The following is a 13,494-nucleotide window of genomic DNA, read 5'->3' as shown; positions in this document are numbered from 1 at the left end:
TTATTATTATAAACGAGATTTTGACCCGTACGAATTTACAAGTTAAGCCATTAACTTGTTTATGATACCACGCTGACAAAACAAGCTTACAACTATGCAAACTCTTAACGCACCCGTAAGTTGTAAATAGTACATAAAAACGAAACTATGGAAAATAATAATGCATCTGTGTGGTTTATAACGGGTTGTTCTACCGGCTTCGGTCGCGAACTGGCAAAACTGCTTTTAGATAAAGGCTACAATACGGTTATTACTGCACGAAATCCTGACAAAATCAAGGATATCGCCGATGGGCACAATGAGAACAGTCTTGTATTGAAACTTGATGTTACCGATAAGGCACAAATAACCGAAGCAGTTAAACAAACTATTGACAAGTTTGGAAAGATAGACGTTTTGGTTAATAATGCAGGTTACGGATATTTCACCAGTATTGAAGAAGGAGAGGAAGATAAGATCCGCAATCAGTTTGAGACCAATTTCTTTGGTTTAGTGAACATGACGCAAGCGGTATTGCCACATATGCGCGAGCAGCGCAAAGGCCATATTGTTAACTTTTCATCGATAGGTGGTCTGAGGGCATTCACTTCTACAGGATTTTATCACGCTACAAAATTTGCGGTAGAGGGCTTGTCTGAATCATTGTCGCAGGAAGTAGAGCCACTTGGCATTAAAGTGTTATTAGTGGAGCCGGGGCCATTCCGTACTGATTGGGCAGGCAGATCAACAGAACGCACTGAAACTAAGCTCGACGATTACAAAGATACCGTGGGCAAACGTATGGCAGCCAGTTTGGAAGGCAGCGGCAAGCAAGTAGGCGACCCTGTGCGCGGTTCGCAGGCAATTATTGATGCCGTTGAAGATGGCGATACCAAATTGCGCCTGCTATTGGGCAAGATGGCCTTTGATATGGCCAACGAAAAGCTGGATTTGCTGAAGCAAAACTTTGAAGCGTACAAAGAGCTAACGCTGGGCAGTGACTTTCCTGAAAACGAGCGATAAAAAGCAAAAGCCCCGAATAGGGGCTTTTGTTTTTTATGATTATTCTGCTCCCCCTTTAGGGGGCTGGGGGCTTTGTTTACACGTTAAACCTAAAGTGCATAACGTCACCATCCTGCACAATATAGGTTTTGCCTTCAATGCCCATTTTGCCGGCTTCTTTAATAGCCGCTTCAGAGCCGTTGTGTTTTACAAAATCTTCGTATTTGATCACCTCAGCGCGGATAAAGCCTTTCTCAAAGTCGGTATGGATAACACCGGCCGCTTGCGGAGCCGTAAAGCCTTGTGTGATGGTCCATGCACGTACCTCCTGTACACCGGCAGTAAAGTAGGTAGCAAGGTTAAGCAGTTTATATGCCGCTTTGATCAGCTTATTCACGCCCGATTCAGTTAAACCAAGGTCATCCAAAAACATCTGGCGCTCTTCAAAAGTATCCAGCTGAGAAATTTCAGACTCTATTTGGGCAGATATAATTAATACCTCGGCGTTTTCGTCTTTAACCGCTTCGCGTACTTTGTCAACATAGGCATTGCCGGTATTTACTGCGGTTTCATCAACATTGCAAACGTATAAAACCGGTTTGGCGGTAAGCAGGTGCAGGTCTTCAATGTATTCTTTATCTTCATCAGCAACGGGAGCAGTACGGGCTGATTTACCAGCCAACAGGTGCTCGCGGTAAACCAGCGCAACTTCATAAGCCTTTTTGGCTTCTTTATCGCCGCCGGTTTTTGCCATTTTTTCAACCTTCTGGATCTTTTTCTCAATAGATTCAAGATCCTTAAGTTGTAGCTCGGTATCAATGATCTCTTTATCGCGGATAGGATCAACAGAACCATCAACATGTATCACGTTATCGTTATCGAAGCAGCGTAAAACGTGTATAATAGCGTTGGTAGCGCGGATGTTGCCCAGGAACTGGTTACCTAAACCTTCGCCTTTGCTGGCACCTTTAACAAGGCCGGCTATATCTACAATTTCAATAACGTTAGGTACAATGCTCTTCGGATTTACGATCTCAACAAGCTTTGTAAGGCGCTCATCCGGAACGGTGATAACACCTACGTTTGGTTCAATGGTACAGAACGGAAAGTTAGCCGCCTGCGCCTTTGCATTTGATAAACAGTTAAAAAGTGTAGACTTGCCCACGTTTGGCAAACCCACTATACCACATTGTAAACCCATTATTTATTTTTTGAATCAAGATTTCAAGAGCCAGGAATCAAGAAAAGAATCTTGTTTCCTGATTCTTGTTTTCCTGCCTCTTTTAAAAGCGCAAAGATAACAGAAAAAATGCCTTGAAATTTGAAAAAATAAACGACTTTTGCGGGCGGAAAATCCACAGGTAATAAGGTATTAACATGTAAAATTTTAGGTTTATGGAAGAGATGGTTGAACAGATAGAATTACTGCTGGAACAAGATGATAAAAATCAGTTGCAGGAATATTTGAACAACTTAAATATCTCTGACGTTGAAAGCCTGATTGATGAATTGCCTGAGCACGGTGCCAAATTTATTGAGACCCTCAATATTAACCGTGCGGTAAATGTATTCCGCATTTTAGATTTCCCTACGCAGGAGCGTATCATTAAGAAACTTCCGGGTAATAAGATAGCAGAGCTGATAAACGAGTTGCCTCCGGACGACCGTACTTCGCTTTTTGCAGAGCTGCATGGCGATGCGGTTAAAACGCTTATCCTGCACCTTTCACCCGCCGACCGTAAAGAGGCTTTGAGTTTGCTTGGTTATGAGGAAGACAGTGTTGGCCGTTTAATGACGCCCGATTATGTGGCCGTGAGAAAAAGCTGGGATGTGAACCGAGTTTTATCGCACATACGCCGGTATGGAAAAAACTCCGAAACTATCGACGTGATCTATGTGATAGATAGCGGTGGCGTACTGCTTGATGATATCCGCATCCGCGATATTTTATTGGTTGATCCTGAAACAAAAGTAAGCGAGCTGATGGATGGGCGATCTATTTCCCTTAGTGCCAACGACCCGCAGGAAGAAGCCATCAATGTGTTCAGGATGAATAACCGCACTGCGTTGCCGGTTGTAGATGCTGAGAATATTCTTTTGGGTATTGTTACCGTGGATGACATCCTCTGGATCGCTAACGAAGAATATACCGAAGACATCCAGAAAATCGGTGGTACCGAAGCTTTGGATGAGCCTTACCTGGATATCAATCTGTTCAGGCTGGTGAAGAAACGTGTGGGATGGTTAGTGATACTATTCCTTGGTGAAATGCTTACCGCAACCGCCATGGGCTTTTTTGAACATTCGATAGAAAAGGCTGTAGTGCTGGCGTTATTTATTCCACTCATCATATCAAGCGGTGGTAACAGTGGCTCGCAGGCCTCAACGCTTATTATACAAGCCATGGCTTTGGGTGAGGTTACCATTGCAGATTGGTGGCGGGTAATGCGCCGGGAAATCATTTCGGGTTTAATGCTTGGTGCAACACTCGGTATAATTGGATTTTTAAGAATAGGGGCATTTACCTTGTTCAGTACCATGTATGGCCCGCATTGGGTACTTGTTGGGTTAACTATTTGTTTCTCATTAATTGGTGTTGTTTTGTGGGGATCACTTGCGGGTTCAATGCTCCCTTTATTGCTTAAAAAGCTCGGCGCAGATCCAGCAACCTCATCGGCGCCTTTTGTGGCTACTTTAGTTGATGTTACCGGCCTAATCATTTACTTCAGCGTGGCCCTAATGTTTATGAAGGGTGTGTTGTTGTAAAGGAGTTGAAATTATAAGAACAAACCCTGCCCAAAAGGCGGGGTTTGTTGTTTTAAGCAGCCGTTATTAATAGAATGTTGAGAATTAGCATGTTGTAAGACGCTTATCATTTTCATATCTTTAAGAGAAATAATCAGACCTTAAACACAATGGAATTTAACGAAAACATTACGCCGGTACAGCCATCTGCTCAACCGCAATTAATTTTAACAGAAAATGCAATCTACTACCTTAAAAAAGCCGGCGATTGGGCCTATTTCCTGGGCATAGTTGGTTTTATCGCAACCGCCTTTATCGCATTAGCTGCGCTTTTTGTTGGGACAATTATGACAACAATGGCTACAATAAACCCAATGATGGGGGCTGTAGCAGGCATGGGTGGATTAATAACCGGTATTTACCTTTTAATAGCGGCGGTAAGTTTCTTTTTCGCGCTGTACCTGTACCAGTTTGGTAACCGTATTAAAAGTGCAGCAGCAACTTATAATACCGATGAATTAACCAATGCCTTAGGAACACTAAAGTCGTTTTTTAAGCTATGGGGCATAATTACCATCGTATATATTTCTCTCATGATATTAATATTTGCCGGCAGCATTATAGCAGGTATCGGTGCAGCCTCTGCCATGAGGGGTTAAAGAATTAATCATAAAAGAAAACCCCGCATCTTTAATAAGGGCGGGGTCTTTTTATTAATTAAGGGGTTGAAAATCTTACTTGTTAGAACGAGAAATCTTCATCGGCAGGAGCGGCTTCAGGGCTTTCGCTAAACTCGTAACGTTTTTCGGTTACATCCTGGTGAGCTTTGATGTATTCTACCGTGTCTTTAAGGCCTTCAGCAAATTTTTCAAAGTCCTCTTTGTAGAGGAAGATTTTATGTTTGATAAAAACACCATCCTCAAGGCGTTTTTTGCTCTCGGTAATGGTTACGTAATAATCGTTAGACCTTGTTGCCTTAACATCAAAAAAATATGTCCTTTTACCGGCTCTTACTTTTTTTGAATAAACCTCTTCGCGCTCTCTGTTGTCAAAATCTCCCATATTTGTGCTTAGTGTAATAGTTTTGGTGCTATAAAAATATATAAAAGTGTTGCAATTGCAAGTATTTATTCACAAATATTAAATTTTTATAAAAACTTTTACGCTGTTTTGCTGTATAGGGTTACGCTTCTTCCTGCTCTTCGAGCAATTGTTTTTCATAAAGCTCAAAGTAAGCGCCTTTAAGCTCCATTAGATCATCGTGTGTGCCTTGCTCTATGATCCTTCCATCATCAAGTACCAGGATGTTATCAGCGTTTTTTATGGTAGATATGCGGTGGGCTATTATAATACTTGTTTTACCTTGCATAATACGGCCGAGGTTGCTCAAGATCTCCTCTTCGGTACGGGTATCAACGGCAGATAAGCAATCATCAAATATTAAAACCTGCGGCTGCTTTACAATAGCGCGCGCAATACTCACGCGTTGCTTTTGGCCGCCTGAAAGCGTTACACCGCGTTCGCCTATCAGGGTATCAAATCCATGTTCCAGTTCTATGATATTGCCGTAAACAGCAGCATCTTTTGCGGCCTGTTCAACTGCGGGCATATCTAACACATCAGCGCTAAAGGCAATATTATGTGATATTTTATCAGAGAACAGAAAAACTTCTTGTGGCACAAAACCTATTTGCGAACGATAGTTGTTCAGGTTAAGGCTGTCGATAGTTTTGCCGTCGATAACGATCTGTCCGCTGCTAACATCATACATCCGCATGATGAGGTTGGCAATGGTTGATTTCCCCGACCCTGTGCGCCCGATGATGGCCACCATTTCACCTGGATTTACGGTAAAAGACACATTTTTTAGGGCGGTGATACCTGTATCGGGGTAATTAAAGGTTACGTTATCAAATTCTATCTTACCTGCAACCTTATGCAATGCCGCAATGGGCGAAATGATCTCCGGTTTTTGGTGCAAAAATTCGTTGATACGTTTTTGTGAAGCAGCAGCCCGTTGTATCAAAGAGGTTACCCATCCCAGAGAAATTACCGGGAAGGCCAGCATATTGAGGTAAACAATAAACTCGGCAATGTTGCCTGATGTGATGTTACCCTTCATTACTTCAACCCCGCCAATGTACATGGTTATCACATTGCTTAACCCTATCAGTAATAACATAGAAGGGAAGAAAATGGCCTGTACCCTGGCCAAAGCCATGCTCTGGGTTTTATAGTCCTCACTTTCGGCAGCAAAGCGCTGCCTCACAAAATTCTCGCGCACATAAGAACGTATCACCCTGATGCCCGAAAAATTCTCCTGCACAAAACTTGATAAGCCTGATAACCTTTGCTGTATTTTTTCGCTACGCGTTTCAATAATGGTGTTTACGTAGAAGATAACCACTGCGAGGATAGGCAGGGGCAGAATAGAAAATATAGCCAGCCTAACATTTACAATAAGCATGGCATATATAACCAGCGCAAACAATACCACCGTGTTGATGCTGTACATAATGCCCGGCCCAAGGTACATGCGCACGCGGCTTACGTCTTCAGTAACACGATTCATCAGGTCGCCGGTGTTGTGGCGACGGTAAAATGCCAGCGATAGCACCTGGTAGTGCGCGTAGATCTCATTTTTAAGGTCATATTCAATGTGTCGCGACATCAGGATGATAGTCTGCCGCATAAAGAACAGGAACAAGCCCCGCAACAACGCCAGAATCAATACCAGCATCCCGAAGAGTAACAGGCTCGATCCAAAAATATCATAGATCATTTCCTGGCGGTTAAAGCCCGAGAATAATTGATAGACGCCGATATTATCAGTAACCAAGTCAAACGCTACGCGGATAACCTGTGCAGGCAGCACCCCAAAAATGTTTGATATCACCACAAATAATACACCCGGGATAAGGCGCCAGCGATATTTGTAAAAGAATTTATTTAGGTAAGCGAGGTCTTTCATTAGAATAACCAAAAGTACGGTATGCTATTTTATAAAGCAACCATGCCTACGTCATCCTTTTGATGCTTGTATTAAAAGCATTGTCAGATCAATAAATGTAACGCTCAATAATTATCCTCTCGCTCCCAGCTATTCTGTAGTTGCAGAGGTCATCAAAAGACATTTACACCGTCGGGCTTCACTATTAACTTAGCCTAATTTCCACTCTTCTGTTTCGTTGGCGGCCTTCTGCAGTGCGGTTGCTGGCAACCGGTATGGTGCTGCCAAAAGGTGTGGTGACAATTTTTGCAGCAGAAACCCCCTTGCTAACCAAGAAGTCCTTTATTGCGTCAGCGCGTTTTTGCGAAAGCTGCCAGTTGGGTACACGGCTGCCTACGGCATCGGCGTGGCCACGCAGTATAATAGGGTAGTTACCTTCTACAAGCAGTTTAGCTAATTGCGTAAGCCTCTCATTATAAATAGGTCGCAGATTAGCTTTTGCGAAATCAAATTGCAGGTTTTTGGTCATAGCTGCCACAGAAAGCCCTGCCTTGTAACGGCGCATGGCATCGGGCGACATTTTTGCATGTTTATTTACTGCAATGGCATTAACACTTACCAGTAATAAAATAGCGGTAAAGGCTGCGATCATATTTTTCATAACTAACTAATTTGGAGTGTAAAACAAGATTCAACAGAATAATGGGTTCGTACAACTATTTGTTTTACAGGTTTTTGCAATTGTATACCTCTGTGTGAATATGTGTGAACCCTTGTTGTTATCGTGAACAGCACTATCTGTTTTAGGGGAATTAATAATGAGCTAACGATATGGGTAATACCGGCCTTCAGTTTAATGCCTGACGAATTATTGGCGCATGGCGTGTGCCGCAGGTAACGCCCCTCAATCTCAAATTTTAATCAACCTTTAATGCCTCGTATAGCTAACTAAACTTGTCACAACAAAAAAAACCGCTACTTTTGCAGTGCTGATTAATAATTGCTGATACATGTCTGCACAACAAACAACCGATAGCATATTTAGCCAACTTGAGGCTTATGGCCACCAAAAGGTTGTGTTTTGCAGCGACCCTCACACTGGCTTAAAAGCTATCATTGCCATACATGATACCACTTTGGGCCCCGCTTTTGGCAGCACCCGCATGTGGACTTATCGTACCGAGGCCGAAGCATTGTATGATGTTTTGCGCCTTTCAAAAAGCATGACCTACAAGTGCGCCATTGCCGGTTTAAACATGGGTGGCGGCTATTCAGTGATCATAGGCGACTCGCGACGTGACAAGTCTGAAGCGATGATGCGCAAATTTGGCCGTTATATCAAGAACCTTAATGGTGAATTTATAACGTCTGAAGATGTAGGCACCAGTCCGCGTGATATGGAATATATCCGCATGGAGACAGAGCATGTTACCGGTATCCCTGAGAGTTTAGGCGGTAGCGGCGACCCTGCACCGGTGGCAGCAAAAGGCGTGTTAATGGGCATTAAGGCGGCTGTACGTGAAATGTATGGTAACGATACTATAACCGGCCGCTCCGTAATTGTGCAAGGTATAGGCCACGTTGGCGAAACATTGGTGAAGCTGCTTCGCGAAGAAAATGCCAAGGTCTATGTAAGCGATATTAACGAGGACAGGGTTAGGCAGGTATCAAAAAAATACGGTGCCGAGGCAGTATCAAATAACTCGATATTTGATATTGATGCTGACATCTATTCGCCATGTGCGTTGGGTGCAACTATCAATACGCAAACCATCAGCAAGCTTAAAGTGGGCATTATTGCAGGCTCTGCCAATAATCAGTTACAGGATGAGGACGAACACGGCAAAATGCTTTTAGATAAAGGTATACTATTTGCGCCGGATTACGTTATTAACGCAGGTGGTATTATAAATTGCTATTCGGAATTGCAGGGATTTAGCAAACGACGCACCATGCAGCTTACCGAAAATATTTATGAAGCTACCCGCAACGTTTTAAAACTTTCTAAGGCAGAAAACATTTCTACCATTGAAGCGGCAAACAAAATTGCTGAAAAACGTATTGCAGACATTAGAAAAGTAAAATCAACCTATTAGAAATTATCATACGGCCAATTTAAGAGGATAAACAGGCCATAATCGTTCTTACAAAAATGCTAAACAGAAGACACCTTAGGGTAAAAGTGTTACAATCGCTTTACGCGTATCATCAGTCGGATACCAAAGACATTAAACTTTCTGAAAAAAACCTGCTAAACGGTATCGACCAGGTTTTTGAAATGTACATCTGGATGTTATCGCTTATTAACGAGACTATCGAGTACGTATCCCGCGACGCGGAAGAGAGGGCAAACAAACACCGCCCAACTGCCGAAGACCTTAACGTTAACCAAAAGATCTTAACTAACCGCTTTTACCTTTCGGTATTGGATAACAAGGATTACCTAAATGGTATCCGCAAATACAAAATAGATTGGAGCTTTGACCCGGAGCTGGCCAAATCACTTTTCACAAGCCTTAAAAATTCACCGGAATACGCCGAATACCTGGCAAAAACTGACGATACCATTCAAAGCGATAAAGACATTATCAAGTTCATCTTTAAAAAGGTGATCTTAAAATCGTCGTTAGCGGAGCAGGTTTTTGAAGATAAATTTATTTACTGGCCTACCGATAAAGAGGTTTTGCAGGCACTGATCGCCAAAACCTTTAAGAACTTTGCTTCAGAAAACTTTGCAGAGAATAAACTTGCAGAAATTAGTGGTAACTGGACAGAAGACCGCGAATTTGTGGTAAACCTGTTTGAGCAAACTATCAGGCACGATGTAGAATACCAGGCTTTAATAGCCGAAAAGACCCAGAACTGGGAGCCCGACCGTATTGCTATGATGGATACTTTGCTGATGAAGATGGCTATTGTAGAGTTTATTAACTTTACATCTATCCCGGTTAAAGTAACCATTAATGAGTACTTGGAGATCTCAAAGGAGTTTAGTACGCCGAAGAGTAATTCGTTTATAAACGGTATTTTAGATAAAATTTTAGCAGAATTAAAAGCCGGTAACAAGGTGCGCAAATCTGGCAGGGGATTAATTGAATAACCATTATTACAGTTAAATATGAAAAAGTTTTTTTTATGCATAGCAGCCGCCGGTTTAATGTTAACCGCCTGTAACCAGGGCGCAAAACATGACGCATCTACCGCTACAGATACCACTGCAAGCGCAGCGCCAGCTGCCGCAGATGTGGCAAATGCACCTGTTATTAAACTGGATAAAGACACGCATGACTTTGGTAAAATAAAAGAAGGCGAAAAAGTAACTTATGCCTTTAAATTTGTAAACAGCGGAAAGTCGCCATTGATCATAAAAGATGCTGTTGCAACATGTGGTTGTACCACGCCGGAGTGGCCTAAGGCACCCGTACAACCCGGCGCAGCAGGCGAAATCAAAGTAACCTTTAATAGTGCAGGTAAAGTTGGGTTACAGGATAAACAGATTACGGTTACTGCCAATACTAACCCTGCACAAACAATGATGCATTTAATTGGCGAAGTAACTGCAAAATAAATTAAAACGATTGATGAAGAGGAGAAGCAAATGAATGAATCACTCATTCGCTCATTCAATCTATCACTCATTACAATAATTCAATAATTAATTTAGATGATAAGTACAATTTTATTACAAGCCGGCGGCGGCATGGGAGTTCAGCAGTTGATCATGTTTGGTTTAATTGCAGTAGTGTTCTATTTCTTTATGATCCGCCCGCAGGTTAAAAAGCAAAAAGATCAAAAAAAATATACCGAAGAACTTAAAAAAGGCGACAGGGTTATTACTACAGCAGGCATACACGGCCGCATTTACGAGGTTGCAGACACTACCTTTGTTGTTGAGGTTGAGAATGGCGCACGCATTCGTTTTGATAAATCAGCTATATCGCTTGATGCATCGAAAGCGCTGAATACACCGGCTACTGTTAAGTAAGGCTTTGCTGAGGTAAAAGGCTAAAGGTAAAGGGCGAAAGGTTTCTCTTTCGCCTTTTTGTTTATGTGCTGTAAAATTACCTTTCGCCTTTTATCCACAAAGTGTACCTTTAACCTTTAACCTTTAGCGTTTAACCTTTCGCCTTTAACCTTTTACTCAAAGAAGAAATGGCCATTATCAAACTATCAGCAATAGAACGGCGGCGGTTATCGGTTTTTGTAACCTGCCTTGTTTTTGCTGTGTTTGCCTGGTTGTTTACTGCGCTTTCTAATACTTATAAATTTACCATACGGCAAATTATTAATTATAAAAATCTGCCTCAAAAAAGGGCCTTTTATCCGCTTCAGGCAGATACTGTCAGCGCCATTGTGCAGGGCACAGGCTGGCAAATGCTTTTCTCGAAGGTTGATTACAACAATAAACCCATCAATGTTGATCTGCACACGTTAGAGACCAAAAACTTTATTGTTATCAGTCAGCAATTGAAGCAGATAAACGCTAAGAAAGATCTTAATCACGAGATCATAGCGCTAAACCCCGATACGCTTTTCTTTGATTTTAGTAACCGGATCATCAAGCGGGTGCCTGTTGAGGTGGTTAGTGACATACAATACCAAAAGCAGTTTTCGCAATCAAACGACCTCATGATAAAGCCGCGGTATGTAACCATCAGCGGCCCGGCAGAAGTGCTGGCAAAAATAACAAGCTGGAAGACGGATACGGTTAAACTTCAAAATGCGAATGAAGATTTTATTGGCAGGATAGCATTGCAAAAACCTAAAGAGGGAAACCTGGCAGTCATCCCGAGAGCGGTGACTTTGACCATCCCGGTTGATGAGTACACCGAAAAAACATTGGAGATACCGGTAAAGGTGATCAACAACCAGCGGTATTATGATATTAAGGTTTTTCCGCAAAAGGTAAAGGTTACGTTTACAACATCGCTTACGGATTACCCCGAAATGAACGAGGACGATTTTGAAGCAGTTGCCGATCTTGACCTTTGGCGCCATAACGGTTACAACACTTTGCCTGTGAAAGTTACACGAATGCCATCGTACAGCAAAGTCACCAAGATAGAGCCGCAGGTAATTGATTTTATCATAAAAAAATAATGCTTAAAGTAGGGATAACAGGTAACATCGGTAGTGGAAAAACTACCGTTTGCAAGGTATTTGAAGTGCTGGGTATCCCGGTATTTTATGCTGACGAAGCTGCCAAAAAGGTAATGATAGAAGATGACGTGCTTATCGATGCTATCAAAGCTGCTTTTGGTAACGAGGCTTATTTTGAAGATGGCTCACTTAATCGCAAACACATCGGCAGCATTGTTTTTAACAATAAACAGCGGTTGGAGGAACTTAATGCCCTGGTGCATCCCGCCGTGTTCAGGGCTTTTGATGCTTGGGTGGAAAAGCAGACCAATGTTCCTTACGTTTTAAAAGAAGCCGCAATTTTGTTTGAGAGCGGCTCATACAAAAAATGCGACCGCAGTATTTTAGTTGCCGCACCGCTGGACATTCGCATTGACCGGGTAATGAAGCGTGATGGGGTTACCGCTAATGAAGTAAAAAGCCGGGAAGCACGCCAATATCCGCAGGAAAAAAAAATGGAACTGGCGGATGACATTATCATCAATGATGATAGCGAACTGGTAATCCCGCAGGTGCTAAAGCTGCACGAATTGTACTTGTCGCTCGCTAATAACAAATGATCTTAGACGATTTTATTGCTTACAACATCAATGGCCTTTATTGCCGTTATGCTGATTTTTACCTCGATCCGCAGCAGCCGGTAGGTAACGCGGTAATCTCACATGCTCATGCAGATCACGCCATTGCCGGGAACCATAACGTTTACGCTACGGAAGCTACCCTGGCTTTTATGGAATTGCGTTATGGTAACAAGAAGGCCAAAGTAAGTTACACGGTACCTTATCATACACCCTTTAAAATAGGAGAGGTTCAACTCACCTTTATCTCGGCGGGCCACATGCCCGGCTCTGCACAGATATTAATGGAATACAAGGGCGTTCGTTACCTGTATACCGGGGATTACAAATTACAGCCCGACGATACCTGTGAACCCATTGAATGGGTAAAAGCCGATGTGCTGATCACCGAAACAACTTTTGCCGATCCATCAACTCAACACCCCGACCCAGTAAAAGAGATCCAAAAGCTAAATGACATCAAGATAAACATCCTGTTGGGCGCATATAGTTTAGGCAAAAGCCAGCGCCTCATCAGCATGATAAATAAATATGCGCCGCAGAAAACAGTGCTGGTGCACCATCGCATAATGCCGATAAACTCGGTTTATAAAAAGCTGGGCTATGATATTGGCGCACACCAAGTGTATAACCGCAAGCTGATGAAAGAGCAGAAGGAGTACGTTTACATTGTGCCACCCTTTACATTCGATAGCTACATAAGGGCTACGGGTGTTAAGCGGCTATTCGCATCAGGCTGGAAGAACCTGCAGGCCAACGCGCAGGATACCCTTTTTATATCAGACCATGTGGATTGGAACGATATCCTTGAAGCTGTAAAGCAGGTGCAACCTCAGCAAATATGGACCTTGCATGGTGATGGGCGACAACTAAAGGAATATTTTAAAAATGATATTTTTGTCAAAATCATCGGGTAATGCTACAGGAGAATATCGACTATTATATCAATCCGGATGGTAACTTCGTTTTTACAAAAGAATACCATTTAAAACGCGGATATTGCTGCAAAAACAAGTGTTTGCATTGCCCCTGGCACTACGGCAGGCCCAGGCCGGGCGAACAACCTAAAAATAAATAGGTTATATTTGCGGTTCAATTTTC

General features: G+C 42.6%; 15 protein-coding genes. 11 read left to right on the top strand and 4 right to left on the bottom strand.

All coding sequences use genetic code 11. The annotated features are described in order from the left end of the window. Window positions 1–147 precede the first annotated feature (147 nt). On the top strand, window positions 148–1,002 hold the full coding sequence (locus INP83_RS18735; RefSeq protein WP_219125467.1) for an oxidoreductase: 855 nt from the start codon (window positions 148–150) through the stop codon (window positions 1,000–1,002). Window positions 1,003–1,078: 76 nt separating this feature from the next. Here INP83_RS18735 and ychF read toward each other — a convergent pair whose 3' ends face one another. Continuing rightward, on the bottom strand, window positions 1,079–2,182 hold the full coding sequence (gene ychF, locus INP83_RS18730) for a redox-regulated ATPase YchF (RefSeq protein ID WP_219125466.1): 1,104 nt from the start codon (window positions 2,180–2,182) through the stop codon (window positions 1,079–1,081). Window positions 2,183–2,376: 194 nt separating this feature from the next. Between ychF and mgtE the strand changes: the two genes are divergently transcribed. Both mgtE and INP83_RS18720 read left to right on the top strand, forming a co-directional pair. After that, window positions 2,377–3,747 carry a magnesium transporter gene (mgtE, locus tag INP83_RS18725; RefSeq protein WP_219125465.1) on the top strand — a complete coding sequence of 457 codons (1,371 nt, stop codon included), beginning with the start codon at window positions 2,377–2,379 and terminating at the stop codon, window positions 3,745–3,747. A gap of 149 nt (window positions 3,748–3,896) precedes the next feature. After that, on the top strand, window positions 3,897–4,385 hold the full coding sequence (locus tag INP83_RS18720) for a DUF5362 family protein (RefSeq protein WP_219125464.1): 489 nt from the start codon (window positions 3,897–3,899) through the stop codon (window positions 4,383–4,385). 82 nt (window positions 4,386–4,467) lie between these two features. On the opposite strand, the gene INP83_RS18715 is transcribed toward INP83_RS18720, so the two are convergent. The 3 genes from INP83_RS18715 to INP83_RS18705 all read right to left on the bottom strand — a co-directional run bounded on the left by INP83_RS18715 (window position 4,468) and on the right by INP83_RS18705 (window position 7,337). Continuing rightward, window positions 4,468–4,788, bottom strand: coding sequence for a DUF3276 family protein (locus INP83_RS18715; protein WP_146270643.1), 321 nt, complete (start codon window positions 4,786–4,788; stop codon window positions 4,468–4,470). A 121-nt stretch (window positions 4,789–4,909) separates the two neighbouring features. Next, the gene (locus INP83_RS18710; protein WP_219125463.1) at window positions 4,910–6,697 is read right to left on the bottom strand and encodes an ABC transporter ATP-binding protein; all 1,788 of its coding nucleotides are present in this window, start codon (window positions 6,695–6,697) and stop codon (window positions 4,910–4,912) included. Window positions 6,698–6,881: 184 nt separating this feature from the next. Further along, window positions 6,882–7,337: an OmpA family protein gene (locus INP83_RS18705; RefSeq protein WP_219125462.1), complete on the bottom strand. Its 456-nt coding sequence runs from the start codon at window positions 7,335–7,337 to the stop codon at window positions 6,882–6,884. A gap of 349 nt (window positions 7,338–7,686) precedes the next feature. On the opposite strand from INP83_RS18705, the gene INP83_RS18700 reads away from it, so the two are divergent. The 8 genes from INP83_RS18700 to INP83_RS18665 all read left to right on the top strand — a co-directional run bounded on the left by INP83_RS18700 (window position 7,687) and on the right by INP83_RS18665 (window position 13,471). Continuing rightward, window positions 7,687–8,772 carry a Glu/Leu/Phe/Val dehydrogenase gene (locus INP83_RS18700; protein ID WP_146270637.1) on the top strand — a complete coding sequence of 362 codons (1,086 nt, stop codon included), beginning with the start codon at window positions 7,687–7,689 and terminating at the stop codon, window positions 8,770–8,772. A 56-nt stretch (window positions 8,773–8,828) separates the two neighbouring features. Continuing rightward, complete coding sequence (gene nusB, locus INP83_RS18695; protein WP_146270636.1) at window positions 8,829–9,776, top strand: transcription antitermination factor NusB; 948 nt, start codon at window positions 8,829–8,831, stop codon at window positions 9,774–9,776. An 18-nt stretch (window positions 9,777–9,794) separates the two neighbouring features. Further along, entirely contained in the window at window positions 9,795–10,244 is a 450-nt protein-coding gene (locus INP83_RS18690; RefSeq protein WP_219125461.1) for a DUF1573 domain-containing protein, read from the top strand. A 96-nt stretch (window positions 10,245–10,340) separates the two neighbouring features. Next, on the top strand, window positions 10,341–10,661 hold the full coding sequence (yajC, locus tag INP83_RS18685) for a preprotein translocase subunit YajC (RefSeq protein ID WP_219125460.1): 321 nt from the start codon (window positions 10,341–10,343) through the stop codon (window positions 10,659–10,661). A gap of 167 nt (window positions 10,662–10,828) precedes the next feature. Then, the gene (locus INP83_RS18680) at window positions 10,829–11,776 is read left to right on the top strand and encodes a YbbR-like domain-containing protein (RefSeq protein ID WP_219125459.1); all 948 of its coding nucleotides are present in this window, start codon (window positions 10,829–10,831) and stop codon (window positions 11,774–11,776) included. After that, a complete protein-coding gene (gene coaE, locus INP83_RS18675) occupies window positions 11,776–12,375 on the top strand; it encodes a dephospho-CoA kinase (protein ID WP_219125458.1) in 600 nt (199 codons plus the stop codon). Before INP83_RS18680 ends, coaE begins: the two co-directional genes overlap by 1 nt. Next, on the top strand, window positions 12,372–13,310 hold the full coding sequence (locus INP83_RS18670; RefSeq protein ID WP_219125457.1) for an MBL fold metallo-hydrolase: 939 nt from the start codon (window positions 12,372–12,374) through the stop codon (window positions 13,308–13,310). Before coaE ends, INP83_RS18670 begins: the two co-directional genes overlap by 4 nt. Further along, complete coding sequence (locus INP83_RS18665; protein WP_219125456.1) at window positions 13,310–13,471, top strand: DUF5522 domain-containing protein; 162 nt, start codon at window positions 13,310–13,312, stop codon at window positions 13,469–13,471. The genes INP83_RS18670 and INP83_RS18665 overlap by 1 nt, the downstream gene beginning before the upstream one ends. Window positions 13,472–13,494 lie beyond the last annotated feature (23 nt).

This window comes from Mucilaginibacter sp. 21P (genome assembly GCF_019331605.1).
GTDB classification, from domain to species: Bacteria; Bacteroidota; Bacteroidia; order Sphingobacteriales; family Sphingobacteriaceae; genus Mucilaginibacter; species Mucilaginibacter achroorhodeus.
This window is presented reverse-complemented; position numbering and strand designations above follow the sequence as displayed.

Bases quoted from the DNA above. Each gene is read 5' to 3' on its own strand.
- INP83_RS18735 (WP_219125467.1), top strand. From the start codon at position 148: ATGGAAAATAATAATGCATCTGTGTGGTTTATAACGGGTTGTTCTACC.
- ychF (WP_219125466.1), bottom strand. From the start codon at position 2,182: ATGGGTTTACAATGTGGTATAGTGGGTTTGCCAAACGTGGGCAAGTCT.
- mgtE (WP_219125465.1), top strand. From the start codon at position 2,377: ATGGAAGAGATGGTTGAACAGATAGAATTACTGCTGGAACAAGATGAT.
- INP83_RS18720 (WP_219125464.1), top strand. From the start codon at position 3,897: ATGGAATTTAACGAAAACATTACGCCGGTACAGCCATCTGCTCAACCG.
- INP83_RS18715 (WP_146270643.1), bottom strand. From the start codon at position 4,788: ATGGGAGATTTTGACAACAGAGAGCGCGAAGAGGTTTATTCAAAAAAA.
- INP83_RS18710 (WP_219125463.1), bottom strand. From the start codon at position 6,697: ATGAAAGACCTCGCTTACCTAAATAAATTCTTTTACAAATATCGCTGG.
- INP83_RS18705 (WP_219125462.1), bottom strand. From the start codon at position 7,337: ATGAAAAATATGATCGCAGCCTTTACCGCTATTTTATTACTGGTAAGT.
- INP83_RS18700 (WP_146270637.1), top strand. From the start codon at position 7,687: ATGTCTGCACAACAAACAACCGATAGCATATTTAGCCAACTTGAGGCT.
- nusB (WP_146270636.1), top strand. From the start codon at position 8,829: ATGCTAAACAGAAGACACCTTAGGGTAAAAGTGTTACAATCGCTTTAC.
- INP83_RS18690 (WP_219125461.1), top strand. From the start codon at position 9,795: ATGAAAAAGTTTTTTTTATGCATAGCAGCCGCCGGTTTAATGTTAACC.
- yajC (WP_219125460.1), top strand. From the start codon at position 10,341: ATGATAAGTACAATTTTATTACAAGCCGGCGGCGGCATGGGAGTTCAG.
- INP83_RS18680 (WP_219125459.1), top strand. From the start codon at position 10,829: ATGGCCATTATCAAACTATCAGCAATAGAACGGCGGCGGTTATCGGTT.
- coaE (WP_219125458.1), top strand. From the start codon at position 11,776: ATGCTTAAAGTAGGGATAACAGGTAACATCGGTAGTGGAAAAACTACC.
- INP83_RS18670 (WP_219125457.1), top strand. From the start codon at position 12,372: ATGATCTTAGACGATTTTATTGCTTACAACATCAATGGCCTTTATTGC.
- INP83_RS18665 (WP_219125456.1), top strand. From the start codon at position 13,310: ATGCTACAGGAGAATATCGACTATTATATCAATCCGGATGGTAACTTC.